At 70.1% G+C, this 22,963-nt stretch carries 22 protein-coding genes and 1 tRNA gene; 13 read left to right on the forward strand and 10 right to left on the reverse strand.

The window, feature by feature from the left end; genetic code table 11:
• The first annotated feature begins 19 nt into the window (after positions 1 to 19).
• Genes AB0E94_RS28285 through nagA form a run of 3 tightly spaced genes read left to right on the forward strand, consistent with a single transcriptional unit; the run spans position 20 to position 2,983 of the window.
• The gene (locus AB0E94_RS28285; RefSeq protein ID WP_360331855.1) at positions 20 to 943 is read left to right on the forward strand and encodes a sugar isomerase; all 924 of its coding nucleotides are present in this window, start codon (positions 20 to 22) and stop codon (positions 941 to 943) included.
• Positions 940 to 1,866, forward strand: a complete 927-nt coding sequence (locus tag AB0E94_RS28290; protein WP_360331857.1) for an ROK family protein — start codon at positions 940 to 942, stop codon at positions 1,864 to 1,866. The genes AB0E94_RS28285 and AB0E94_RS28290 overlap by 4 nt, the downstream gene beginning before the upstream one ends.
• A 16-nt stretch (positions 1,867 to 1,882) precedes the next feature.
• Positions 1,883 to 2,983 (forward strand): N-acetylglucosamine-6-phosphate deacetylase, encoded by a 1,101-nt coding sequence (nagA, locus tag AB0E94_RS28295; protein ID WP_360331962.1) that lies wholly within the window; start codon positions 1,883 to 1,885, stop codon positions 2,981 to 2,983.
• On the opposite strand, the gene AB0E94_RS28300 is transcribed toward nagA, so the two are convergent.
• The 3 genes from AB0E94_RS28300 to AB0E94_RS28310 all read right to left on the reverse strand — a co-directional run bounded on the left by AB0E94_RS28300 (position 2,984) and on the right by AB0E94_RS28310 (position 6,402).
• On the reverse strand, positions 2,984 to 4,201 hold the full coding sequence (locus AB0E94_RS28300) for a Fic/DOC family N-terminal domain-containing protein (RefSeq protein WP_360331860.1): 1,218 nt from the start codon (positions 4,199 to 4,201) through the stop codon (positions 2,984 to 2,986).
• 110 nt (positions 4,202 to 4,311) lie between these two features.
• Positions 4,312 to 5,013: a phosphatase PAP2 family protein gene (locus AB0E94_RS28305; RefSeq protein ID WP_360331863.1), complete on the reverse strand. Its 702-nt coding sequence runs from the start codon at positions 5,011 to 5,013 to the stop codon at positions 4,312 to 4,314.
• A 9-nt stretch (positions 5,014 to 5,022) separates the two neighbouring features.
• A complete protein-coding gene (locus AB0E94_RS28310) occupies positions 5,023 to 6,402 on the reverse strand; it encodes a trypsin-like peptidase domain-containing protein (protein ID WP_360331866.1) in 1,380 nt (459 codons plus the stop codon).
• Positions 6,403 to 6,522: 120 nt separating this feature from the next.
• On the opposite strand from AB0E94_RS28310, the gene AB0E94_RS28315 reads away from it, so the two are divergent.
• Complete coding sequence (locus AB0E94_RS28315; RefSeq protein WP_360331869.1) at positions 6,523 to 7,740, forward strand: DUF4032 domain-containing protein; 1,218 nt, start codon at positions 6,523 to 6,525, stop codon at positions 7,738 to 7,740.
• Here the strand turns inward: AB0E94_RS28315 and AB0E94_RS28320 are convergent.
• Positions 7,723 to 9,483 carry an NAD-binding protein gene (locus AB0E94_RS28320; protein ID WP_360331872.1) on the reverse strand — a complete coding sequence of 587 codons (1,761 nt, stop codon included), beginning with the start codon at positions 9,481 to 9,483 and terminating at the stop codon, positions 7,723 to 7,725. The genes AB0E94_RS28315 and AB0E94_RS28320 overlap by 18 nt on opposite strands.
• Positions 9,484 to 9,601: 118 nt before the next feature.
• Between AB0E94_RS28320 and AB0E94_RS28325 the strand changes: the two genes are divergently transcribed.
• Together AB0E94_RS28325 and AB0E94_RS28330 are read left to right on the forward strand one after the other, a co-directional pair.
• Positions 9,602 to 9,976: a hypothetical protein gene (locus tag AB0E94_RS28325; RefSeq protein ID WP_360331875.1), complete on the forward strand. Its 375-nt coding sequence runs from the start codon at positions 9,602 to 9,604 to the stop codon at positions 9,974 to 9,976.
• A 38-nt stretch (positions 9,977 to 10,014) separates the two neighbouring features.
• A complete protein-coding gene (locus tag AB0E94_RS28330; RefSeq protein ID WP_360331878.1) occupies positions 10,015 to 10,632 on the forward strand; it encodes a hypothetical protein in 618 nt (205 codons plus the stop codon).
• Here AB0E94_RS28330 and AB0E94_RS28335 read toward each other — a convergent pair.
• Positions 10,607 to 11,026 carry a GNAT family N-acetyltransferase gene (locus tag AB0E94_RS28335; RefSeq protein WP_360331881.1) on the reverse strand — a complete coding sequence of 140 codons (420 nt, stop codon included), beginning with the start codon at positions 11,024 to 11,026 and terminating at the stop codon, positions 10,607 to 10,609. The genes AB0E94_RS28330 and AB0E94_RS28335 overlap by 26 nt on opposite strands.
• 134 nt (positions 11,027 to 11,160) lie before the next feature.
• Here AB0E94_RS28335 and AB0E94_RS28340 point away from each other — a divergent pair, with 134 nt between their 5' ends.
• On the forward strand, positions 11,161 to 12,759 hold the full coding sequence (locus tag AB0E94_RS28340) for a PQQ-binding-like beta-propeller repeat protein (RefSeq protein ID WP_360331884.1): 1,599 nt from the start codon (positions 11,161 to 11,163) through the stop codon (positions 12,757 to 12,759).
• A gap of 50 nt (positions 12,760 to 12,809) precedes the next feature.
• Here the strand turns inward: AB0E94_RS28340 and ugpC are convergent, their stop codons facing one another.
• Positions 12,810 to 13,898, reverse strand: coding sequence for a sn-glycerol-3-phosphate ABC transporter ATP-binding protein UgpC (ugpC, locus tag AB0E94_RS28345; protein WP_360331887.1), 1,089 nt, complete (start codon positions 13,896 to 13,898; stop codon positions 12,810 to 12,812).
• Between the two features lie 137 nt (positions 13,899 to 14,035).
• Between ugpC and AB0E94_RS28350 the strand changes: the two genes are divergently transcribed.
• Positions 14,036 to 14,109: transfer RNA gene (locus AB0E94_RS28350), tRNA-Thr, on the forward strand.
• Positions 14,110 to 14,172: 63 nt separating this feature from the next.
• The gene (locus AB0E94_RS28355; protein ID WP_360331890.1) at positions 14,173 to 14,766 is read left to right on the forward strand and encodes a hypothetical protein; all 594 of its coding nucleotides are present in this window, start codon (positions 14,173 to 14,175) and stop codon (positions 14,764 to 14,766) included.
• A gap of 37 nt (positions 14,767 to 14,803) precedes the next feature.
• Here the strand turns inward: AB0E94_RS28355 and AB0E94_RS28360 are convergent, their stop codons facing one another.
• A complete protein-coding gene (locus tag AB0E94_RS28360) occupies positions 14,804 to 15,628 on the reverse strand; it encodes an alpha/beta hydrolase (protein WP_360331893.1) in 825 nt (274 codons plus the stop codon).
• 76 nt (positions 15,629 to 15,704) lie between these two features.
• Here AB0E94_RS28360 and AB0E94_RS28365 point away from each other — a divergent pair, with 76 nt between their 5' ends.
• The 4 genes from AB0E94_RS28365 to AB0E94_RS28380 all read left to right on the forward strand — a co-directional run bounded on the left by AB0E94_RS28365 (position 15,705) and on the right by AB0E94_RS28380 (position 18,682).
• Entirely contained in the window at positions 15,705 to 16,301 is a 597-nt protein-coding gene (locus tag AB0E94_RS28365; RefSeq protein ID WP_360331896.1) for a TetR/AcrR family transcriptional regulator, read from the forward strand.
• Positions 16,302 to 16,560: 259 nt separating this feature from the next.
• Positions 16,561 to 16,962, forward strand: a complete 402-nt coding sequence (locus AB0E94_RS28370) for a hypothetical protein (protein WP_360331899.1) — start codon at positions 16,561 to 16,563, stop codon at positions 16,960 to 16,962.
• A 75-nt stretch (positions 16,963 to 17,037) separates the two neighbouring features.
• A complete protein-coding gene (locus tag AB0E94_RS28375) occupies positions 17,038 to 17,475 on the forward strand; it encodes a hypothetical protein (RefSeq protein ID WP_360331902.1) in 438 nt (145 codons plus the stop codon).
• A gap of 85 nt (positions 17,476 to 17,560) precedes the next feature.
• On the forward strand, positions 17,561 to 18,682 hold the full coding sequence (locus AB0E94_RS28380) for a PQQ-binding-like beta-propeller repeat protein (protein ID WP_360331905.1): 1,122 nt from the start codon (positions 17,561 to 17,563) through the stop codon (positions 18,680 to 18,682).
• 3 nt (positions 18,683 to 18,685) lie between these two features.
• Here the strand turns inward: AB0E94_RS28380 and rlmB are convergent, their stop codons facing one another.
• The 3 genes from rlmB to AB0E94_RS28395 all read right to left on the reverse strand — a co-directional run bounded on the left by rlmB (position 18,686) and on the right by AB0E94_RS28395 (position 22,961).
• The gene (gene rlmB, locus AB0E94_RS28385; RefSeq protein WP_360331908.1) at positions 18,686 to 19,813 is read right to left on the reverse strand and encodes a 23S rRNA (guanosine(2251)-2'-O)-methyltransferase RlmB; all 1,128 of its coding nucleotides are present in this window, start codon (positions 19,811 to 19,813) and stop codon (positions 18,686 to 18,688) included.
• A complete protein-coding gene (cysS, locus tag AB0E94_RS28390; RefSeq protein ID WP_360331911.1) occupies positions 19,813 to 21,228 on the reverse strand; it encodes a cysteine--tRNA ligase in 1,416 nt (471 codons plus the stop codon). The genes rlmB and cysS overlap by 1 nt, the downstream gene beginning before the upstream one ends.
• Positions 21,229 to 21,308: 80 nt before the next feature.
• Positions 21,309 to 22,961, reverse strand: coding sequence for a S8 family serine peptidase (locus AB0E94_RS28395; protein WP_360331914.1), 1,653 nt, complete (start codon positions 22,959 to 22,961; stop codon positions 21,309 to 21,311).
• Positions 22,962 to 22,963 lie beyond the last annotated feature (2 nt).

Consider the following 22,963-nt stretch of genomic DNA (forward strand, 5'->3'; position numbering starts at 1 on the left):
CTACCGGTGAGGAACCGACATGAGCCATGTCAAAGCGGAAATCGCCACACAAGCCGAGTGCTGGCGGCAGGCGGCGAAACTAGCCGAGTCCCCCGGGCTGCCGGCCCGTGGGGAGCGCGTCGCCGTCGTCGGATGCGGCACCTCCTGGTTCATGGCCAAGTCCTACGCGGTACTGCGTGAGCAGCTCGAACACGGGGAGACCGACGCCTTCCAGGCCTCCGACTTCCCGTACGGCAGGCGCTACGACAGGCTCGTCGCGATCACCCGGTCCGGCACCACCACCGAGACCCTCGACGTGATGCGCACGGTCGGTGAGCACACCCCGGTCACCGTCTTCACCGCCGACGCCGGCCAGGCGGCCACCGAGATCGCCGGCCACTCCGTCGTGCTCGACTTCGCCGACGAGAAGTCGGTCGTGCAGACCCGGTTCGCCACCAGCGTGCTGGCCACCCTCCGGGCCCACCTGGGGCACGACATCGAGACCGCGGCGGCCGACGCCGAGGTGGCCATCCGGCTGCCGCTGCCGGTGCACCCGTCGCTGGTCGACCAGATCACCTTCATCGGCCGCGGCTGGACCGTCGGACTGGCCGAGGAGGCCGCGCTCAAGTGCCGGGAGACCGCCGGGTTCTGGACCGAGTCGTACCCGGCCATGGACTACCGGCACGGCCCGATCGCGATCGCCGGCCCGCGCCGCGTGGTGTGGGCCTTCGGTGACGTTCCGGCCGGCCTGGCCGAGGAGGTCGAGGCGACCGGCGCCGCGTTCGTGCACAGCCGGCACCACGGCGGTTATGGCGCGATCGGCCGCTGGGCGGGCAAGCGGGCCCCCCTCGACCCGATGGCCGACCTGATCCTGGCCCAGCGGGTGGCCCTCGCACTGGCCACCACCCAGGGGCTCGACCCCGACCACCCACGCAACCTCAGCCGTTCCGTAGTCCTGGCATGAGCGACCCGGTCGTCGTCGCCCTCGACGTGGGCGGCACCGGGATGAAGTGCGCCCTGGTCCGGCCGGACGGCGCCGTCCACCACGAGGAACGGCACCCGACCCGGGCCGAGCGCGGCCCGCAGGCGGTCACCGAGACGATCCTGACCGTCGCCGAAGGGCTGGCCGTCCGGGCTCGTGCCGACGGGCTCACGCCGATCGCGACGGGCATCGCGGTGCCGGGTGTCGTCGACGAGCTGAACGGCGTGGCGGTGTGGTCGGCGAATGTGGGCTTCCGTGACGTACCGCTGAAGGAACTTGCCGAGCAGCGCCTGGACCTGCCCGCGGCGCTCGGCCACGACGTGCGTGTCGGCGCTCTTGCCGAGGCTCGCCTCGGCGCCGGACGCGGCCGGCGACATGTCCTGTTCGTAGCTATCGGTACCGGCATAGCCGGAGGCCTCGTCATCGACGGCCGCGGCTACCCGGGAGCACACGGCGCAGCCGGCGAACTGGGACACGTCGTGGTCCGGCCGGGCGGCGCGGAGTGCGGATGCGGCCTGCGCGGCTGCCTGGAGGCGGAGGCGTCGGCCAAGTCGGTCGGCCGCAAGTACGCCGAGCTGTCCGGCGAGGCGGGCGCGACCGCGTTCGACGTGGCGACCCGGGCCGCCCGCGGCGAGGAGCTGGCCCGGCAGGTCTGGCTGGACGCCGTGGAGGCGCTGGCCGACGGGCTGCTGACCGCGCAGGCGCTCTACGACGTCGGGGTGGTCGTGCTCGGCGGCGGCCTGGCCGAAGCGGGCGACGACCTGCTGCTGCCGGTGCGGGCCGCGATCGCCGAACGGGTCACGTTCCACAGGTCGCCCGAGATCGTCCGGGCCGAGCTCGGCGACACCGCCGGCTGCCTCGGCTCCGCCCTGCTCGCCCTGGACAGCCGTTCCGGCAAGCCGTGACCCTCCCGAAAGGCGCATCGTGACTCGAATCTCCGGCCGGATCGTCACCCCCGGCGCGGTCGTTCCCGGCCACCTCGACCTGGACGGCGAACTGATCGCGGCGATCGTCCCGGACGACAGCGTGGGCGACGACGTGATCGTGCCCGGGTTCGTCGACCTGCACTGTCACGGCGGCGGCGGGCACACGTTCACCACCGGAGATCCCGCCTCCGCTGCGGCGGCCGCCGCCTTCCACCTGCGGCACGGGACGACGACGATGCTGGCCAGCCTGGTCAGCTCACCGTTCGAGCTGATGCGGTCGGCGGTGCTGGCCTTCCAGCCGCTGGTCGCCGACGGGACACTGGCCGGGATCCACTTCGAGGGCCCCTACCTCTCCGAGGTGCGCTGCGGCGCGCAGAACCCGGCCTACCTGCGTGACCCTTCGATGTCGGAGATCAAAGACCTGATCAAGATCGGCGAGGGCACGGTACGGATGATGACCGTCGCCCCGGAACTGCCGGGCGCTCTGGAGGCCATCACCTACCTGGCCGAACACCGGGTTCTGGCGGCCATCGGGCACACCGACGCCACGTACGGCCAGACCCACGCCGGGGTGACGGCCGGCGCGACCGTGGCCACCCACCTGTTCAACGGCATGCGCCCGCCGCACCACCGCGAGCCGGGCCCGGTCGTCGGACTGCTCTCCTCGACCGTCGTGTGCGAACTGATCGCCGACAACATCCACCTGCACCCGGGCATGCTCGCGTTCGCCGCCCGCAGCGCCGGCCCCGGCCACGCGATGCTGATCACCGACGCGATGGACGCCACCGGAATGCCCGACGGCCGGTACGAACTGGGCGGCCAGGAGGTGGTGGTCGCCGACCGGGTGGCCCGGCTCGCCCACAACGGCTCGATCGCCGGCAGCACCCTCACCATGGACGTGGCCCTGCGCAACGCGGTGGCCGCCGGCCTGCCCCTGGTCGACGCGGCGATCATGGCCGCGACCACCCCGGCCCGCCTCCTCGGCCTCTCCGATCGATTGGGCGCCATCCGCCCGGGCCTGCGCGCCGACCTGGTCGTGCTCTCCCCCGACCTGACCCTTCACACGGTGCTCCGGGCCGGAACCTCCATCGATTGATCAGGACCCCGGGTCGCTGACCAGCACGTCGAAGACTGCGGGGGCGAAGAAACGCCTGTTGACCGCGCTCGCCCGCTCCTCCACCGGCGCCAGCACGCCGAGTTGGACGAGCTGATTGACCAGCGTATTGGCCCTGCCATACGAGATGCCGAGGCCTCGTTCGACCGCTCGTACCGTGAACGAGGCACGGGTGATCGCAAAGTCGACGAGGGCGTGAGCGGTGTCCGCCCGTAGCGCCGAGCCGCGGATCCGCTCCTTCAAGGAGGCCTGCACCTCGACCAGGGCACCCATCCTCCGATGGGTGCTCTCCGCCGACGCACCCAGGCCCATGGCGAAGAATTTGATGTACGCGTCCCAGTCCCCACCCGTGCTGACGGCGAGGAGCCGGTCGTAGTACTCCGACCGACGCACCTCGAACCAGGGCGACACGGTGAGGGTGGGCTCGGCCAGCACGCCTTGCAGCAGTAGATGCACGACGATGATGAAGCGACCGATCCGCCCGTTGCCGTCGTGGAAGGGGTGTAGCGTCTCGAACTGGTAGTGAGCCATCGCAGAGGCGACCACCGGGTCGATCTCCCAGGAGACCTCGTCGTCGGTCATCCAGTCGAGAAGCTGCTGAAGGTTGATCCGGAGATCCGGGCCCGGCGGCGAGGGCACGAAACGCGCGGCGTGAACCGGAATCGCCCGCGGATCGGCATCGGCACGCCGCCCGACCACCACCTGATGGCCGCGCAGCGCGCCGGAGGCGGCGCTCTCCGCACGAGTGCCCTGCACGAGCAGTGCCTGTAACTCCTCGAGCATGCCGACACTCACCGGCTGTCCGGCTTCGATCCAGCCGAATGCCGTGTCACCCATCCGCACGTAGTTGAGCACCTCACGAAGATCGAGGTTCGGTGGGCGATCCTCGTCTGCGGTCAGCACCTCGCTCAGGGGCGCATAGGTGCCCTCCAGGGCCGACGTGCTCTGCGCCTCCGCTTGGAGCGCGGGCCGCCGGAAGATCCGGGGGTTCGGAAGCCGACGGGCCGTGCTGTCGAGAGCCGCCAAGGCAGCCCGCGCATCCGCTACCGCGCGGTACGTCCGCGATGTCAGGGCGGGTGGAACTCGCGGAAGTGGCGACGGGACGAAGGCGGAATGCTCCCAGGAACCGTGCCGCAGGTCCGTTCCGGAGATCCGCACGAGATCGCCCGGAGACACTGAAGTGAAAGCCGCCAGATCCACGGACCCATCATAGGGGAGATGTGTGTCAACCTTGGGATGACAGACATCTGGATCGCGTGGATGTCAGTAAACGGCAATCTCGGCGGGATCCATCTCTGACATCGCGTGGTTCACCGCAATCCGGCCGGTTGGCTCCACTCCGTCAGTGGGGGCGGCATCGGAATCCGATCCCACCGGATTCGCTCCAGCAGCCGGGCCAGGACCAGGCCGAGCAGAACGCCGGCGACCGAGTCGGTGATCCAGTGGTAGCCGAGGTAGACCGTGGTCACGAAGACGATCACCACCGGGACGACCCGGATGGCGATCCACTCGGTCCTGGTCAGTGACCGGCCCAGCAGTGCGGTCGCCAGCAGAGCCAGAACGGCATACCAGACCAGCACGTTGCCCATGTGGCCGGACGGGTAGCTCAACGCGAGATCGCCCTCGGCGTACGGGTTGAACAGCACCGCCCGATCCGGGCCGGTGAATTTCGGCGCGGCCCGGTCGAAGAAGACCTTGGCCGGGCCGATGGTGAAGAGGGTGAGCACGAACGCCGCCACGAACGGCAGGACCGCCCGGATCGACCTCGTCCGCCACACCAGGAGGCCGGTCAGGATCACCGCGACCGGCATCAGGACCTGCCCGCCCTGGCCCAGGTAGTTGAAGACCCGGGCGGTCCAGAACGGCACCGATGGCTGATGGCTGAGGGACCAGTCGGCGACCTGCTGGTCCAGGTCGAGCAGGTGGCCCCGGGCCAGGGCCACGGTCAGCGCCACGAAAGCGACGACGGCCAGCAGGTCGGGCCACCAGCTCCGGGTGATCTTCGAAAGCACCCCTCAAACCTAGAGGTACGCGCGCAACCTCCCGGCCAGCAGATCACCCCGGACCCCGGAGTTGGGGCATCCGCCGAAGTGATGCAGGGCCACCACCTTGTTGGTGGCGCGGGAGATCACCGGGGAGCCGGAGGAGCCGCCCGCGGTGTCGCAGAAGTACGAGACGTCCGAGTGTGCGGTGTACCCGGTGTAGTCGGGGTTGTCGACGGCACAGTTGCCGGCCGCCTCGCCCTGGCTGCCGGCGATCCGGGCCGGTTCACCGGCCGGATGTTGTGGCACGTAGAGCTCCTGTCCCCGTTTGGGCCGCGCGACGTCCAGCACGAGGAAGCCGAACTTCTCGATCGACGCGAAACCGTCCACCGTGAACAGCGTGTAGTCGTAGGTCTTGTCGGTGGCCAGCACCTTGTCGCCCCAGACCTTGGTCGGCTTGAACACGTCGTACCCACCGCATTTGGCGCACTGGTAGTTGAACCACACCTCGGTGTCGTATGCCTCCTCGGACGAGGTCAGGCAGTGGTTGTTGGTGATCATGCGGTTCTTGGCGCCGACCCGCCAGGCGGTGCACAGCTCGGTCCCGTTGATCAGCAGCCGGGCGATCGCCTTCGACTTGGTGTACGCGACCGGGTCACTCGACTCGTAGCAGACCGCATCGGTCGAGGTGTCGGTGCCGCAGACCGACTCCTCCTTGCCTGGACCGGCGGGCCCGGGAACGGCGGCGCCAGCGCCGGCGCCGCCCGATTCACGCGCGTCCCCGCGAGCCACCCGGTCGATGTCGACGCCCAGCTCGGCGAGGACCGCGTTGCTCAGCGACTCGGTCCGCCGGTGCACCTCGACGACCGCGGTGTCCCCGGTGATCGACATGGCCCAGCGGCCGTCGCTGTCGGCCTCGTACCGGTACGACTCGGTGCCGGACGGGTTGGCCACGGTCACGTAGTCCCCGGCGGGCACGGCGATCTTCTCGAAGTGCACCTTCACGTAGGAGGCACCGGGATAGGACAGCTCCTGCCGCGCCGGCCCGGCCTGATACCCGAGCAGCTCGTCGACGCGGTGCATGCTGCCGATCCGCTCCCGCCCGGAGGTGGGCGCGTCGGTCGATTCGAGACGCCGGTCCTGTACGTGTTCCGGGGTCGGCGGCGCCGCGGACGGTGACCCGGCGGGCTGCCCGGGCGTACTCGATGTGGCCGGAGCGGACGATGCGGGCGGTGTGTCTGATGTCCCCGGAGGGGCTGGTGATGCGGACGCGCCCGGGACGAGACCGCGCTCCGCCACCGGGGTCGGCGCCACCGCCGGCGGTTCGTGCCATCCGGCCGGTTCGCTGTCGTCCTGCCCGGCGGCCACCGCGCCGGCCACTCCGGCCAGGGCCAGGGCGGCGCACGTTCCGATGACCATGCCAATGGTGCGGCGTGTCTTGCGTCGCATGCCACTCCCGTTACGTCGTGGGCCGTTTCGCACCTGTGTAACGAGCCACGTGCGGGCACGACGCGCCGCACGAACCGGCACACTTGGTCCGTGCGCATCACCTCAGCCGTCGTCGACCCAGCGCTCCTGGACCTGCCGTGGCACATCCCGCTGGAGGAGTGGCCCGCCGATCACCTGGTCGCGCTGCCCCAGGGCATCTCGCGGCACATCGTCCGGTTCGTCAAGCTGAACGGCGTGGTCTACGCCATGAAGGAGACCCGGGAGCGGATCGCCGAGAAGGAGTACGACCTGCTCCGAGCCCTGGAGCGGATCGGCTTCCCGGCCGTCGAAGCGGTTGCCATCGCCACCGACCGGCAGACGCTCGACGGCGAACCGCTGGAGACCGTGCTGGTCACCAGACATCTGCAGTTCTCGCTGCCGTACCGTGCGCTGTTCTCTCGTGTGCTCCGCCCGGACACGATGAACCGCCTCCTGGACGCCCTCGCCGCGCTGGTCGTGCGAATGCATCTGACCGGTTTCTCGTGGGGCGACTGTTCGCTGTCGAACACGCTGTTCCGGCGGGACGCGGGCGCTTTCGCGGCGTATCTGGTCGACGCCGAGACCGGCAACCTGTACCCGAAACTGTCCGAGGGGCAGCGCAGCGAGGACATCGAGATCCTGCGGCTGAACATCTTCGGCGAGTGCCTGGACCTGCAGGCCGCTGAGCTGCTGCACGAGTCGATCGACCCGGAGACGGTGGTCGACGACATCGTGGCGCGCTACGAGCGGCTGTGGCACGAGGTCACCTACGAGCAGGAGGTGGCCAAGGACGCCCGGCACCACATCGAGCGTCGGATCCGGCGGCTCAACGAGATGGGTTTCGACATCGCCGAGGTTTCCATGTCCACGGTGGACGGCGGTTATCTGGTCCGCCCCAAGGTGGTCGACGCCGGCTATCACACCCGCCGGCTGATGCGCCTGACCGGTCTGGACGCCGAGGAGAACCAGGCCCGGCAGCTGCTCAACGACCTGGACGCGTACCGCGCGGAGAGTCACCTGAAGGACGAGCAGCAGGCCGCGCACCGCTGGCTGACCGAGGTGTTCGAGCCGGTGGTCCGGGCGGTTCCGGCCCACCTGCGGCGCAAGCTCGAGCCGCAGGAGGTGTTCTCGCAGATCATCCAGCACAAGTGGCTGCTCTCCGAGAAGGCCGGGCGTGACGTCGGGATGGGCCCGGCGGTGCAGAGCTACCTGTCCGACGTGCTGGTCAACAAGCCTGATGAGCAGGCCGTGCTGGGCGTCGAGGCGGACGAGCTAAGCGGGTCGCTGTAACGGCGGGCTGGCCAGCTCGACCAGGGCCCGCAGGCCGCCGCGGCGGGCCACCACCAGGATCCGGTCGCCCTCGGCCAGCACCCGCCGGCGGTCCGGCACCCAGTCGACCCACTGCTGGCCGGCCGACGACATGCCGAGCACCCGCGCCTCACCCGGGTGGTCGGCGTGCTCCAGCGGCGCGCCGTCCAGAGGGGACAGTGCCGCGACGGTGACCGTGGCGACCAGCACCGAGTGCCTGTCGACCGGGATGGTGGCGTGCACGTCGCGTTCCAGGAGGGCGGCGGCGAAGACCGGCGCGCAGATCCGGGAGACGCTGCGGGAGGTGTTGATCTGGAACGCCGACTCGACCCGCTGCGCGAAGTCGTCGTCGAAGAGCCGCAGCACCACCCGCAGGTCCGGGCGGGCCAGCCGGGACTGCAACGCGGCCTGGAGGTTCACCGTGTCGTCGGTGGAGAGCACGACCAGAGCCCGGCAGGTGTCGATCGAGGCGGCACGCAGGGTGGCCTCGGCGGCGGCGTCACCCACGATCACCGGCACGCCACGGCGCTGGGCGGTCTTCACCCCGCGGGCGTCGGCGACACGGTCGATGGCCACCACGCGTACGCCCAGGTCGGTGAGCTGACGCAGCACCTGGGTGCCGACATTGCCGAGCCCGACGAGCACGATGTGGTCACTGATCTCCCCGGTGAGCCGGCCCTGGCTGAGGGCGAGCCGTGCGTTCACCATGCCGTCCACCACGGCCGCGGTGATCAGCGGAATCAGCGCCAGACCGGCGATCGTCAGCACCAGCTGCGCGGCCTGGGCCACCGGTTCGCGGCCGATCTCCACATCGGACGAGCCGACCGCGGTCAGCAGCGTCATGTAGATCGACTCCCAGAGCCCGTGCGGCGAACCGTCGAACTGGGCCAGCACCAGCCCGGCGACGAGCGTGGTGGCCAGGGTGATCAGCACGGCGATGCCGAGTTTGCGGCTCAGCGCGGCGCGCAGCGCGTTCCCGATCGCGCGGCCCGGCCGTCGACGGCGCCCGGCCCGGCTCAGCAGCCTCCGGGTCACATCCTCGCCGGCCGGACGCCCGACCGCTTCGGCCAGCACCAGATCGGCCGGCTTCGCCGCGGCCGGCGCCGGCTCCGAGGGCAGCACGCTCACCTCGCCGTCACCGTTTCCGCTGGTCAGGGTCAAAATCACCGATCTATCCGGTACGTCGCCCCGGTGCGCCACATACAGGGTGCGGCCGGCGCGCCGGAAGTGAGTCGGAGCGACCTCGCCCAGTGCCGCCGCGACGAACGCCGGCGCGGCCATCTCGGCGTCGGACAGCACCGCACAGTCCGGGAAGAGCCGGACCACGCTCTGTCCCAGCCCGGTGTTGAACATCCGCACCACCACACGCAGGTTCTCCTCGACCTCGCGGGCGCAGAGCGCGGCGTGCAGGTTGACCATGTCGTCCGGCATGACGAGGGCGAGGGCCGAGGATCCGGTGAGGCCGGCGTCGCGGAAGGTGCGCTCGTCCAGCCGGTCGGCCTTGAGCCAGACCACGTCGCGGTCGGCGAGCTGTGCCAGGTCGGGCACGTCGGCCCGGATCCGGTGCGGGGTGATCACGGTGATCCGGATCCGGTGGCGGGAGTTGGCCAGCTCCTCGGCGAGGGTGTAAACCAGCGCGTCTGCACCGCAGAGCACCAGGTGAGGCCGGGTGTCCTCGTCGGACTCGGGGCGGTTGTGGATCTTTTCCGATGGCGCGGCGCTCACGTTCACGAATCGTAGTCAGCCCGAACCCCCTCGTGTGCCCGCTCGTTGCCTCATCCGACAGCTGATGTCCGACTTGGTGGGTATCCCGAACCCACCGCCCGACCGGGAGAAAAGTTCAGTGCGCAAGTTGTGGTGCTTCGGAGCGATCGCGACCGGAATCCTGTTCCTCGGCGGTGCGCCCGCCTGGGCCGGCGTCGCCTCAGGGGCAGGACTCCGTTCGGCCGGGATCATGCCGGACGACGGCTCCACGCCGACCCCCGCGCCGACGGCCGGGATCGCGTCCGTCTCCGCTCCGCCGCCGGCCGACACCCCGGCCCCGGCCACCCCCACACTGTCGCCGGCCGCTCCGGCGTTCGCCGCCGAACAGAAACCGGCCGAACAGAAACCGGTCGGACCGAAGCCGAAGATCCTCACCCTCACCGCTCTCGACGACCCCCGGCTGCTCGAAGAGCCGGTGGACGGTTACGTGAACCGGGAGAAGTGGAAGCGTTAGGCCCCACCGTCCTTGAAGGACGCCGGTAGCGTGTGCGCATGCGTCCGCGGGCCGATCTGGCGATTGCTCCGGTTTATCTGCTCACGTTCCTGGCGTTCACCGCCATGGTCGTACCGGTGGCCACCACCTGGGTACGCCATGACGTGGACGCGATTCCGGCCGTTCTCATCCTGGCCGGCGAAGTGCTGGTGCTACGGCTCATCGCCACCGAGAGCGAGCGGTTGCCACGGATGATCCCGCTCGTCGCCGCCGGCATCGTCAACGCCCTCCTGATGGTCTTCGTGGCGATGTCGGTGCAGATGTGGCTGCTGGATGGCGGGCGTGCGCAGGAGATCCGGGCCACGGTCGCGAAGGTGTACGACGGGCACAGCGGGGCGCCGTTCTACGACCTGGAGGAGGACGGGGTTCCGCTGCCCGGGCGGCTCACCGAATGGCCCGGGGACGGCGCTGGCGAACTGGGTGACAAGGTCACCGTGGTGCAGGACCGGCAAGGGCTCGTCGATCCGCTCCTCCCGGAGACCTACTGGCAGGACGTGGCGGACGACCCCCGGGTTCTGCTTCTGCCCACGGTCGGCATCCTCGCCGCCCTCTGCCTGGCCGCGGTGTGGCCCAGCCGTACCAGAAAGGATCTCAATCTTTCGCGAGATCCCAGCTGAGCAGGGTGAACGTCATCTCCTCGTCGGCGCCGGCCCGGCGATAGGTGGCCAGGGCCGCCTTGTTGTCCGACTCGGCGGCCACCCACATGCCGTAACAGCCGTTCTTGCGGGCGATCGCGGCCAGCGCGTCGACGAGCGCCGTGCCGACCCCCTGGAGCCGGGCCACCGGGGCGACACCGAGCTCGTAGATCAGCATCTCGGTGCCCTTGTCCGGATGGGTCGTCTCGACCCCGGTGATCATGCCGACCGGGCGGTCCGCGTCGTCGTAGGCGAGCAGCAGATGGTGGGTCGGCTCGGTGAGGAAGCGGCGGGTCACCGAGTCGATGGGCGGCGCGTCGAACAGGTCGGCCGCTCGATGGACGTCGGCCTCGGCGGTGACTCGTTCGATGCGCATGACGCCACGATAGCCACGGACTAATCACGACTCGGCATTCGGTTTTCCGGCAGCCCCGCGGATGATCGCCGGACTGATCGCCGGTGCCCAGGTCGGTACGATGACGGGCCGGTACGGCGGAGAAGGGCGGGAACATGGCGGGTCCGGGTCCGGAGGACGAGACGCAGCCGGCCGAGGCGGAGGCGACGGAGGTGCGTTTCACGGCCGGTCTCTCCGAGGCGGCCACCCCGACACCGACGCCGGTCACCGTTCCGGCGGCCGCTCCGGACGGCCAGACCTACGCCGAGCCGGTCGACCCGTGGGCCACCGCCGAGGCCGCCGCCATCGCCGCGGGTGGCCAGCCCGGCGGTTACACCCCGCATCCGCACCCGGAGGGCACGTGGACGGTGCCCGGCGCGGTCGAGTCGACCGTCTCGTCCCGGCGCCGGCTCGGGCTGATCATCGGCGGGGCGGCGACCGCCGTGGTGGTGCTCGTGGCCGCCGTGGCCACGGTGCTGCTCTGGCCGAAGTTCCCGGCCCTCGACTACCACTCGCTGCGCGAGGTGGGACGGGTCGCGCCGGAGCCGGCGTTCACGTCGACGTTCGTCGACAGCGAGGTGTACGGGGATCGGGCGTTCTTCGCCGGCGTCACCGAGGCGGGGCCACTGCACACGGTGGCCGTCGACACCGGGACCGGCACCACCCTCTGGCAGAACGACAGCGCCGGTACGGCGTACAGCTGGAAATGGATGTATGCCCGGGAAAAGGTGGTGGTCTTCGTCTCCGGTGTCGACCCCACCACCAGCCGCAGCCGGGTGGTGGCCCTGAGCAGCGACGACGGCCGGCTGGTCTGGGATGAGGACCTCGGCTCCTCGGACGAGCTGTACCTGGCGTCCGACGTCGTGCTCTGGGTGAACCGGGAGGCCAAGAAACTGACCGGCCTCGACCTGGCCGACGGGACGGTGAAGTGGTCGGTCGACGACCCGGACAGCACCACCCTGCTGCTGGTCACCGGCCCCGACGACGTGAACGGTCCGGCCGGCACCGGAGGGCGGCCGTTCGCCCCGGCCGCCGGCGACAAGCAGCGGTTCGTGCAGATCGACTCCGACCGTACGGTCTCGGTCCGCGACGTGCGCACCGGTGACGTCCTGCAGAAACGCGCCGAGGTGGCCTCCACCGGCGACAAGGTCGCGGCCCACGACGGCCGGCTGTACGTGCTGGAGCCCGGCACCACCAAACGCGTCTTCCGGTACGACCTGGCCAAGCTCGCCGACGCCCAGCCGGAGTCGGTGTACACGGTCGCAGCCGACGAGAGCCTCGACGAGCTCACCCCGTGCGGCAACCTGCTCTGTTTCGTCGCGACGACCGGCTACGACCGGAAAGCCGCGGTCGTCCGGGCGGTCGGCGGCGAGGGCGGCTGGGAGAAGACCGTGCCGGGCGCCGAGAGCCTGGTCTCGGTCGGCAGCAACGGGCTGCTCGCGATCAGCGACGAGGGCACCACGCTGTTCGTCGGCGGCAAGCAGGCCTGGTACCGGCTCGGAGTCACGGTCCGGCTGGACGCCCGTAACGTGCTCAGCTTCTCCGACGCCCTGACCAGCTCGGTCAGTGACCGGGAGCTGTCCGGCACGCACCTCGGCGAGGAGTCGGTGAACCTCGGCGTGCTGCAGAAGGTCCGCTCCGACACGTGTTCCTGGAACACGTCGGTGGTCGTCTGCGCCGAGGAGAAGGAATACGTCGTCTATTCGTTCGCCTGAAACAGTGACGGCCCCCCTCGAAAGGGAGGCCGTCGCGGTACTGCTCAGCTTCAGATGCGGATGCCGGAGCCCGCGTTGAAGACGTGCAGCGCGTTGGTCTGCGGACGGATGTAGACCGTCTCGCCCATGTGCGGCATGTTGCGGCGCTCGGTGCGGACCACGAACCGCTCCGAACCACCCGGCAGGTCGGCGTGACCGTAGACGTTGGCGTCCGAGCCGAGGTCCTCGACCAGGTCGACGACGATCGCCAGGGCCTCGGCCGACTCGCCGACGACCTCGGCCGCCTCCGGACGGAAGCCGACGGTCACCTTGCCGTCGCCACCCTCGCGGGCCGCGGCCACCTGCTCACGGGTGAGCGGGATGTTCAGCGCGCCGAAGTGGGCGCCGGTCTCGTTCAGCGGAACGGTCTTGATGTTCATCGCCGGGGAGCCCATGAAGCCGGCCACGAAGACGTTGCCGGGGGTGTCGTACAGCGCCCGCGGGGTGTCCACCTGCTGGAGCACACCGTCCAGCATGACCGCGACCCGGTGACCCATGGTCATGGCCTCGACCTGGTCGTGGGTGACGTAGACGGTGGTGACGCCGAGCTTCGCCTGGAGCGAGGCGATCTGCGAACGGGTCTGCACACGGAGCTTGGCGTCGAGGTTCGACAGCGGCTCGTCCATGAGGAACACCTGCGGCTGGCGCACGATCGCGCGGCCCATGGCGACACGCTGACGCTGACCGCCGGAGAGCGCCTTCGGCTTACGCGACAGGTACTCCTCGAGCTGGAGCAGGGCCGCGGCCTCCTTGACGGCGCGGTCGATCTCCGCCTTCGGGGTCTTGCGCAGCTTCAGGGCGAACGCCATGTTCTCGTACACCGTCATGTGCGGGTAGAGAGCGTAGTTCTGGAACACCATCGCGATGTCCCGCGACTTCGGCGGGAGGTGCGTGACGTCCTTGTCGTTGATGAGGATGCGGCCGCGGTCCACGTCCTCCAGGCCGGCGAGCATGCGCAGGCTGGTGGACTTACCACAACCGGAGGGCCCGACCAGGACGAGGAACTCTCCGTCGCCGATCTCGAGGTTCAGCTCGTTGACCGCGGGGCGCTCGGAGCCCGGGTAGATCCGGGAGGCCTTGTCATAGGTAACTGTAGCCATGGTGAAGCGACTTCCTTTCCACCGGCAGGAACGTGCCGGACGATCCGAGTAGAAGGAACAGCCCCGCCACCGTATTCGTTTCTTTCCGACCTGCCAAGATGGCGACCGCATCACAGGACGTTATGCTGATGTCCGTCGCCCCTGTAGCTCAGATGGCCAGAGCACCCGTCTTGTAAACGGGAGGTCGTCGGTTCGATCCCGACCGGGGGCTCAAACAGCCTTTGACGTCCATCACGCACGGGTATGGCTTGACCGTCGTGGTTAGCGTGGCCCGATGAATCTGCGACGATCTATGACGGCCCTGCTCGCGCTGTTCGCCGCCCTGATGATCGCCCCGGCCGTTCCGGCGAGCGCGGCCCCGGTGGTCGGCGGCACGCTCAAGTTCGGCTGGCGTGGTGTCGAGTTCTTCGCGGCGCCCGGGATCGCCAACGACCTTCACGGATTCACCAGTGCGGCCGGCACGCTCACCGTCTACGACACCAACCGCGACATCGTCATCCACCCGGACGCCGCCTATTACTACCAGTGCATCAAACAGACCGGGCCGACCATCATCGTCATCTGCAAGTTCAATTCGTACCTCTTCTTCCAGCTCGGTGACGGCAACGACCGGATCAAAATCGACGGGCCGGTCCCGGTGAGCGTGCAGGGCGGCACCGGCAACGACCAGCTCGACGCCAACGGGCAGACCGCGCCGGCCGCGCTCCGGGGTCAGCAGGGCGACGACAAGGTCTGGGGCGGTGCGGCCGACGACTACCTCGACGTCGGCGAGGGCGACCGCACCAAGCAGTCCGTCGTCGACTACTTCACCGGCACCGACACCTGCAAGGGCGCCTTCGACTACTCGGTCGGCTGCGACCTCTTCTGAGACCCCCTGACGCCCGTAGCGGCCCCGGGCGGGGCCGCTACGCGAGGAAACGGCGGATCGCGGCGGCGGTCCGGTCCGGCTGGTCGAGCATGACCCAGGTACGGGAGTCCTCGACGATCTCGACCCGGGCGGCCGGCAGCAGGCGACCGAGCCGGCGCGCGTGGTCGACCGGGAACAACTCGTCGTCGGCCGCCCACAGGACCAGCGCCGGATCCGGGAAGGCCGCCAGGGGCTCGGCGAGACGCGTCAGGACGTGCCGGTCGCCCAGCGAGGTGACGAACCGGCGAGTGTCGCGACGGATGCCCGGATCGCTGCGGTAGGCCGCGATCCAGTCGTCGATCAGGTCGTGCGGGAGCGGGCCGCGGGTCAGCCGGCCGTATCCGGTCGCCAGCGATCGCGGTGCACGGAACCGCAGGGGCCACAGCAACGCCGGCAGCAGCCCGAGCCGGGCGGCGGGCGGGAGCGCGCGGAAGACCGGCGGCGGGACGTTGTCGAACGCCTCGCAACTGATCAGCACCAGCGAGCCGAGCCGAGCCGGCCGCTGCGCCGCGACGATCTGGGCGACGGCGCCACCGGTGTCGTTGCCGACGAGGGTGACGTCGCGCAGGTCGAGGACCTCGAACAGGTCGGTGACCAGACCGGCGACTCCGGTGACGCTCAGGTCGGCATCGGGGCGCATGGCTGTCCGGTGGGCGCCGAGGGGCAGGTCGGGGACGAGGCACCGGAACTCGCCGGCGAGCCGGTCGACGACCTCGTTCCACACCCGACCGTCCTGGAGGAGTCCGTGCAGGAAGACCAGCGGCCGGCCAGTGCCGAGGTCGCGGTAGTGGATGGTTCCGGCGGGCAGGGCGGCGTACGGCATGGTCTGCTCCTAAAATGCATACAGCCTGTACGTAAAAATTACATACAGGCTGTACGTAATCAAGGGCGGGGTGGCGATGGAACGCAAGACCAAGCACGACCTGAGATCCGCCGCGACCCGGGAGCGGCTGATCACTGTCGCTCGGGAGCTGTTCGAGCAGCGGGGATACGCCGCCGTCGGCACCGAGCAGATCGTGCACGCCGCCGGAGTCACCCGCGGCGCCCTCTACCACCAGTTCCGTGACAAGGCCGAGCTCTTCGGCGCGGTGGTGGAGGCCGTCGAGACGGAGATCGTCGCCGAGGTGACCGCGACGCTGGCCGAGCCGGCCGCCGATCCGGTCAGCGGGCTGCTGCAGGGCGCCCGGGTCTTCCTCACCGCGTGCGCGAATCCGGGCGTCGACCGGATCCTGCTGCGCGACGCCCCGGCCGCGCTCGGCGCCGCCCGCTGGCAGGAGCTCAACGAGCGCTACGGCCTGGGCCTGATCGAGTCCGCCGTGCAGAACCTGATCGACACCGGCGCCCTCGCCCCGCAACCGGCCGCACCCCTGGCCCGGCTGCTGCTCGGCGCCCTCAACGAGGCGGCACGGCACGTGGCGGCGGCCGACGCTCCGGAGGCCGCCACCGACGAGTGCCTGCAGGTGCTCGGCCGGATGCTCGACGGTCTCCGCCACTGAGCATCACCCCGCCACCCGGCGTCCACCGCACCCCTGCGACCGGCGGGGGTTCTTCATTTTTCGGCGCTGAAATCGACTACGAAAACAACAGATCCGCAAACAATACGAACGTGCGAATATAACCTGCGGCCCCGCCCTTTACCGGCCGCGCTTCTCATGTATGTTCGGTAATGCCTGCGGGGAGACACGATCCTTTCCGTACGGCCGTCCATCATGTCGCGGGAGATCCCCGGGCTTTCATGGAAGGGACACCGAACAAATGCGTTCCATCACACGTGGCGTCGTCCTGCTCGCCGCCGCTGCGACCGTGCTCACTCCGGCCGCCGCGCAGGCCTCACCGGCCGTCGACGCCACCGGCCTCATGGGCACCTTCGGCTTCGGCCGGGCGGCTGTCATCGGGGCGGCCGGACTGGCGTCCGGAGCCTGGTCGGCGTATGCCGTACGCTCGGGATACGCCGGTGACGACCTGATCGTCAGCCACCCGGCGCGGACCACGCCACTGGCCTCCGAGACCGTCGTCTACACCGCCGCCTTCAACGAGGTGGCCGACCCGCGGGGCGAGTGCCAGAAGGTCGGCGCGGCCGGTGTCGCGCAGCGGGCCTGGGTCTCGTTCCGCTGCCGGACCGGGTTCGTGCCGAGCTACACACTGCTCGTGCGCTGACCGTTCGCGCGCCTTTTTCTCATTTCATTCGTTGTTGTCTCGACGTATACCCTCGACACAATTGAGGACTAATTCATGAAATCGTTCGCCAGCCGTACCATCACCATTCTCGCCGGTGTCGGATCGGCCGTCGCTCTGGCCGCCACGCCCGCTCTCGCGGCGGACAACACCTTCGACCTGGCCGTCGGAAAGGCCAGCGCCTATGGCACCTACGACCGGATGATGAGCGTTCCGGAGCGCCCGGTTCCGCCGATCGCGGTCAACGGCACGCTTGCCGTCAACGGCCGTAACCGGTGCGCGGTCGCGCAGATCGCCTACAACGGCCCGGCCGACGGCATCGAGTGGCGCACCCTGAACAGCCTGTGCCGGCCCGGGAAGACCAACTTCTCGGCCCGTTCCGAGTTCCTCTGGGGCGGTGGCCACCCGGAGGTCCGCCTGTGCACCGGCATCACTCTGGCGCGTGCCGAGCAGGGCCGCAACTGCGACGTCTTCACACCCGCCGCAAACCTCTGATCAGCGCTTCTTCCACCGTCCGGCCGTTGACCGGGCGGTGGAGGAACGGCCCATCATCGATCCCGCCCCCGCTCGTTGATCTTGTGTGAACCTCTTCCTGATAGCTGCTTTCACCGCGGCACTCAGTCTGCCCACCCCACCCGGACCGGCCCCGGCAGCCGTCTCGGAGTGGAACCAGACCGGGTACGGCCCGGGCCTGACCTTCTACAACCCGCACGAGACGGCGCTGACCCCGGAATCAGTCGACACGATCACCAGCCGCTGGGACATCGCCACCCACGGCGCCCCGGAATGCGAGGTCGGGCGGGAGCCGCTCGCCGACGACGGCAACCTGTACACCAGCGACCCGGGCGGGATCGGCGCATACGACCCGGCCACCGGCGCCCGCCGCTGGCATGTCGCCCTGGAGCGCCGCGGCGTCACCCGGATGGCCCTGTCCGACGGGGTCCTGGCCACCCTCTCCTACGCCTGCGACAACCAGCACAGCTTCCTCGGCGCCTACCGGGCCACCACGGGCGCCCGGATCTGGGAGATCCCACTCGGCGTCCCGGCCCAGGACATGATCGTGGACCGGGGCGTGGTCGTGGTGGACAGCCGGCCCGACTTCGAGGCGTCCACCATCGCGCACCGGCTGGCCACCGGCGCCCGCCTGTGGAAACTCTTCGGCACCCGCGGCGACGGGCTGCTGTCGGCGCAGGGGCGGATCCTGCTGCGCACCGAAGGCGAAGGCTCCCGGGCGGTCGACGTCAAAACCGGGGCGACGATCTGGCAGACCCCGGAGGATTGGTACGCCGTGGGCAGCAACCCGAGCGGTTCCCGGTTCTACGTCGGCGGCCGGAACGGCGGGCTCACCGCGATCGACTCGGCCAACGGCAACAAGGCGTGGGAGTCGGACTGGCCGGCCCCTTCGGTGACCACCGACGACGAGCGGGTCTACTTCCCCCGTCATCGCAGTGTCGTCTGCCTGGACGCGAAGACCGGCCGGAAACTCTGGTCGGTGCACCTGCCGGACGGCGCGGGACAGCCGGTCCGGGCCGGGGCGCTGCTCTACAGCCCGTCCGGCATGGGGTCGCCGCTGTCGGTCGCGGACGCGACGACCGGCCGGGTCCTGAAGGGCGGCATGCCGAGCAGTCAGAACTATCCACCAGCGGTGGCAGGCGGCCGCCTCTTCCTCACGGACGGCAACCGCCTGCGCGCTTACTCCTGACGATCAGCCCTGGTGGCGGCGGCGGCTCACCTCGGCGAGAGTGACCGCTGCCGCCACGCTGGCGTTCAGCGACTCCACGTCGGAGGCCATCGGGATGCTCACCCGCAGGTCACACGTCTCGCCGACCAGGCGGGACAGCCCGCGGCCCTCGGAGCCGACGACCACGATCAGCGGACCGACGGCGGCCTCCAACTCGTACAGCCCGGTCTCGCCGTCGGCGTCCAGGCCGATCGCGGTGAAGCCCGCTTTCTGCGCCGACTTGATCGCCCGGGTCAGGTTGACCACCTGGGAGACCGGGACGCGGGCGGCCGCGCCGGCGCTGGTGCGCCAGGCCGTCGCGGTGATGCCGGCGGCCCGGCGCTCGGTCATGAAGACGCCGTGCCCACCGAACGCGGCCACCGACCGGATCACCGCGCCCACGTTGCGCGGGTCGGTGATGCCGTCCAGCGCGACCAGCAGCGGAGCGGTCTGCTCCAGCGCGGCGGCGACCAGGTCGTCGAAGTTCTCGTACGCGAACGGCGGCACCTGCAGCCCGATGCCCTGGTGCAGCACGCCGCCGGTCATCCGGTCGAGCTCGTTGCGGCTGATCTCCAGGATCGGGATGCCCCGGTCGCCGGAGGTGCGGACGATCTCGGTCACCCGGTCGTCGATGTCGATGCCCTGCGCCACGTAGAGCGCGGTCGCCGGGACCAGCGCACGCAGCGCCTCGACCACCGGGTTACGGCCGAGCAGCAGCTCGGGACCCTCTTTGGTGGGGTTGGACCGGCGGCCCGGAGCGACCCGGGGACCACGCGGACCGCCGCCACGGACGCCGCCGCGGGCCGACTGGCTACGGGTGATGCCGGCCGCCCGGCCACCACTACGACCCCAGGTGGTGTCCTTGGTGCCGGGCTGGCCGACCTTGGGCGCACGGCCCTCGGCGGCCGCGGCCCGGCGCTCCTTGTCCTGCTTGCGCGCGGTCTTCTCGGGCAGTTTCTCGGTGCCGGAGTAACCCTTGTGCCAGGGGCGCTCGTCGGCGGGCAGGGTCTTGCCCCGGCCCTTGAGCCCGGCGCGGTTCTTACCGCCCGAGCCCATCGCGGCGCCCTTTTTCGAGGTGGTGCGTTTGCTGGCGTTGAACGAGTTGCCCGCCATCAGTGCTGTTCTCCTACCGTCCATCGCGGCCCGGCCGGAGTGTCCTCCACCTGAATACCCGCGTTCTTGAGCTGGTCGCGCACCGAGTCGGCGGCCGCCCAGTCCTTACGTGCACGGGCCTGAGCCCGCTGTTCCAGTGCCAGCGCGACGAGCGAGTCGACCACCGGCTTCAGGTCGTTGCCACCCTCGCCGCCGTCCCACTTGGCGTCGAACGGGTCGAGGCCGAGGACACCGAGCATGGCCCGGACCGCGGTGAGCGCGCCCCGGATGGCGGCCTCGTCGCCGGCGGCCAGCGCGGTGTTGCCCTCGCGCACGGTGTCGTGCACGATCGCCAGCGCGGCCGAGGTGTTCAGGTCGTCATTCATCGCGTCGGCGAAGGCGGGCGGCACCTGCTTGGGCCGGCCCGGCCCGACGATCTCGGCGGCCCGCTGCACGAAGCCCTCGATCCGCCGGTACGCGACCGCGGCCTCCCGCAGCGCCTCGTCCGAGTAGTCGATCCGGGAGCGGTAGTGCGGGCTGCCCAGGTAGTAGCGCAGCTCGACCGGCCGGATCCCGGACTCGACGAGCGAGGCCAGGTCGATCACGTTGCCCAGCGACTTGCTCATCTTGGAGTCGCCCAGGTTGAGCAGGGCGTGGTGCACCCAGAACCGGGCGAAGCCGAGACCGGCCGCCTTGGACTGGGCCACCTCGTTCTCGTGGTGCGGGAACGTCAGGTCCAGGCCGCCGCCGTGGATGTCGAACTCGTCGCCGAGGTAGCGCCGGGCCATCGCCGAGCACTCGATGTGCCAGCCGGGACGGCCCTTGCCCCAGGGGGACGGCCAGTACGCGTCGCGCGGCTCCTCCGGCTTCACCCCTTTCCACAGGGCGAAGTCACGGTGGTCGCGCTTGTCGCGCACCGGGGCGTCACCGGCGTCGCGCATGTCGTCCGGCCGCTGCCCGGAGAGTGCGCCGTACTCCCGGTACGACAGCACGTCGAAGTAGACGTCGGCGCAGTCACCGGCGGCCGGGTAGGCGTGCCCGCGATCGATCAGCTCCTGGATCAGCTCGTGCATCTCGGTGATGTGCCCGGTGGCCAGCGGCTCGTAGGTGGGCGGCAGCACGTTGAGCGCGGTGTAGTCGTGCTCCAGGTGGAGACGGTTCTCGTAGGCGATCGCCCAATACGGCCGGCCCTGCTCCACGGCCTTCTGCAGGATCTTGTCGTCCACGTCGGTGACGTTGCGGACGAAGGTGACCTCGAGACCGGTGTGCAGCAGCCATCGGCGCAGCACGTCGTAGTTGACGGCGGAGCGAAGGTGGCCGATGTGGGGTGCGGACTGGACGGTGACGCCACACAGGTAGATCCCCACCTGACCGGGCGTCGACGGGACGAAGTCCCGGACCGATCGGGTCGCGGTGTCATACAAGCGCAGAGTCACCGTACAAGGGTACCGGCCTGTAGGACGAAGGAGCGCCCCGCCCGTACGGCACGGGCGGGGCGCATCCATCGGTCATCGGGTCAGCGGCCGCCGACCGCCGCGTACGCGTCGACGATGCCGTATCCGTAGAAGCCGTTGAAGTTCTTCCCGCCCTCGCAGAGCGCGTCGAACTCGGCCGGGCGCCCCTCGTTGGCGTAGCTCTCCAGGCGCGGCTCCGGACAGGCGTGCTCCGCAGCCGTGCGGTACAGGATGTTCTCCACCACGTTCGGCGACAGGGTCTTGCCACCCCGCCAGAAGTCCCGCGTCCCGTACCGGCTCACGATCAGCGCGCTGACCCCGGACACGTGCGGCGAGGCCATCGAGGTGCCCTGGAGGTAGGTGTAGTAACCGCAGGCGCCGGCCTTGGTGCAGTCCTTGAAGACCAGGCCCTCCCCGTCGGCGGTGATCTCGCCGGCCGCGTCGACCGTGCCCTCCTCCTGGAGGACCTTGAGCGGGTAGCTGGACAGGATCATGTTGCCGTTGGTGCGGTAGGTGTCGGTGCCGAACCCGTCACGGAACCAGCCGCCCGGCGCGGCCACCGAGATCTGCTCGGTGCCGTAGTTGGAGAAGTCCGACTTGCGGCCGGTCGGGCCGACCGAGGACACCCCGATGACGTGCGGGCCCTCGACCGGCAGGTCCCAGCAGGTCTTGTTGTCGATCGTGCGCGGGTACGGCGTACCGCCGTAGTCCGGGCTGGAGATGTCGGTCCGCGGCTTGCCGAGGTCCTCGTGGTTGTTGCCGAGCGACCCGACGAGGGTGACCCCACGGGCGTGCGCGTAGTTCAGAGCCCGCTTCATGGCGGTGATGATGGCCTTCTGCGCGGCCTGGTCGGCGGGGCTGTCCGCCGGGTTGGCCGTGCAGTTGTAGAGCCACGGGTCGACGTAGAACGACATGTTCACCACGTCGAGGCCGGCGTCACCGGCGTAGGTCAGCGCGTTGACCACCGGGTCGAGGAAGAAGTAGCCGGAGTCCTGGCCGCCCTTGAGCTCGACCAGGGTGACGTCGGGCGCGACACCGGACAGGCCGCTGCCGTTGAGCGCGGCGCCGATGGTGCCGGCCACGTGCGTGCCGTGACCGCCGTCGTCGGTGCCGACCGGGTCGAGACAGCCGGCCACCTCGCAGGCGCCGTCGATGTCCACCATGTCGGGCGCGAAGTTGCGCGACAGCTTGCTGCTGAAGTTCGGTTTCAGGTCCGGGTTGGAGGCGTCCAGCCCGGTGTCCAGGACACCCACGGTGACGCCCCGGTCACCCTTCTCGATCTTGCGAGCCTTGTCGGCCTTGACCATGGTCAGGCCCCACAGCTTGTCGTCGAGCGGGTCGGCCTTGGCCGGGCCGTGCCCCTTGCCGCCGCGAGTCCACGCGCCCTTCTCCACCCGCGCGACCTTGTTCGGCGCCTGGCCGATGGCCTTGCGCTCGGTCGCGCCGATCAGGGCCGGGGTCGCGGTGGCCTTGCTCCCGAACGCGGCGTCGACAGCCGAGACGCGGAAGACACCGACGGCGTCGTTCCGGCTGACGATGGTGCCCCCGGCGGCCTGGATGGCGGCGGCCGCATCGGCGGCGGAGACACCGTCCGCGGCCACCACCGTGTAGTCACGTGCGACGGTGGGTGCGGCGGTGGCCGAACCCGGGACGGTGGTCAGGAACGCAAGGCCTGTCACGGTGGTGACAGCGCCGGCGACTAGGCGTCTTCTCATGG

This window comes from Actinoplanes sp. NPDC026670, assembly GCF_040638175.1.
Taxonomy (GTDB): Bacteria; Actinomycetota; Actinomycetes; order Mycobacteriales; family Micromonosporaceae; genus Actinoplanes.

Coding starts and splice junctions, on each gene's coding strand:
- AB0E94_RS28375 (WP_360331902.1), top strand. CDS start 17,038: ATGAAATCGTTCGCCAGCCGTACCATCACCATTCTCGCCGGTGTCGGA.
- AB0E94_RS28310 (WP_360331866.1), bottom strand. CDS start 6,402: ATGGTCATCGGAACGTGCGCCGCCCTGGCCCTGGCCGGAGTGGCCGGC.
- AB0E94_RS28355 (WP_360331890.1), top strand. CDS start 14,173: ATGAATCTGCGACGATCTATGACGGCCCTGCTCGCGCTGTTCGCCGCC.
- AB0E94_RS28395 (WP_360331914.1), bottom strand. CDS start 22,961: ATGAGAAGACGCCTAGTCGCCGGCGCTGTCACCACCGTGACAGGCCTT.
- AB0E94_RS28290 (WP_360331857.1), top strand. CDS start 940: ATGAGCGACCCGGTCGTCGTCGCCCTCGACGTGGGCGGCACCGGGATG.
- AB0E94_RS28330 (WP_360331878.1), top strand. CDS start 10,015: ATGCGTCCGCGGGCCGATCTGGCGATTGCTCCGGTTTATCTGCTCACG.
- ugpC (WP_360331887.1), bottom strand. CDS start 13,898: ATGGCTACAGTTACCTATGACAAGGCCTCCCGGATCTACCCGGGCTCC.
- rlmB (WP_360331908.1), bottom strand. CDS start 19,813: ATGGCGGGCAACTCGTTCAACGCCAGCAAACGCACCACCTCGAAAAAG.
- AB0E94_RS28360 (WP_360331893.1), bottom strand. CDS start 15,628: ATGCCGTACGCCGCCCTGCCCGCCGGAACCATCCACTACCGCGACCTC.
- AB0E94_RS28285 (WP_360331855.1), top strand. CDS start 20: ATGAGCCATGTCAAAGCGGAAATCGCCACACAAGCCGAGTGCTGGCGG.
- AB0E94_RS28335 (WP_360331881.1), bottom strand. CDS start 11,026: ATGCGCATCGAACGAGTCACCGCCGAGGCCGACGTCCATCGAGCGGCC.
- AB0E94_RS28365 (WP_360331896.1), top strand. CDS start 15,705: ATGGAACGCAAGACCAAGCACGACCTGAGATCCGCCGCGACCCGGGAG.
- AB0E94_RS28370 (WP_360331899.1), top strand. CDS start 16,561: ATGCGTTCCATCACACGTGGCGTCGTCCTGCTCGCCGCCGCTGCGACC.
- AB0E94_RS28340 (WP_360331884.1), top strand. CDS start 11,161: ATGGCGGGTCCGGGTCCGGAGGACGAGACGCAGCCGGCCGAGGCGGAG.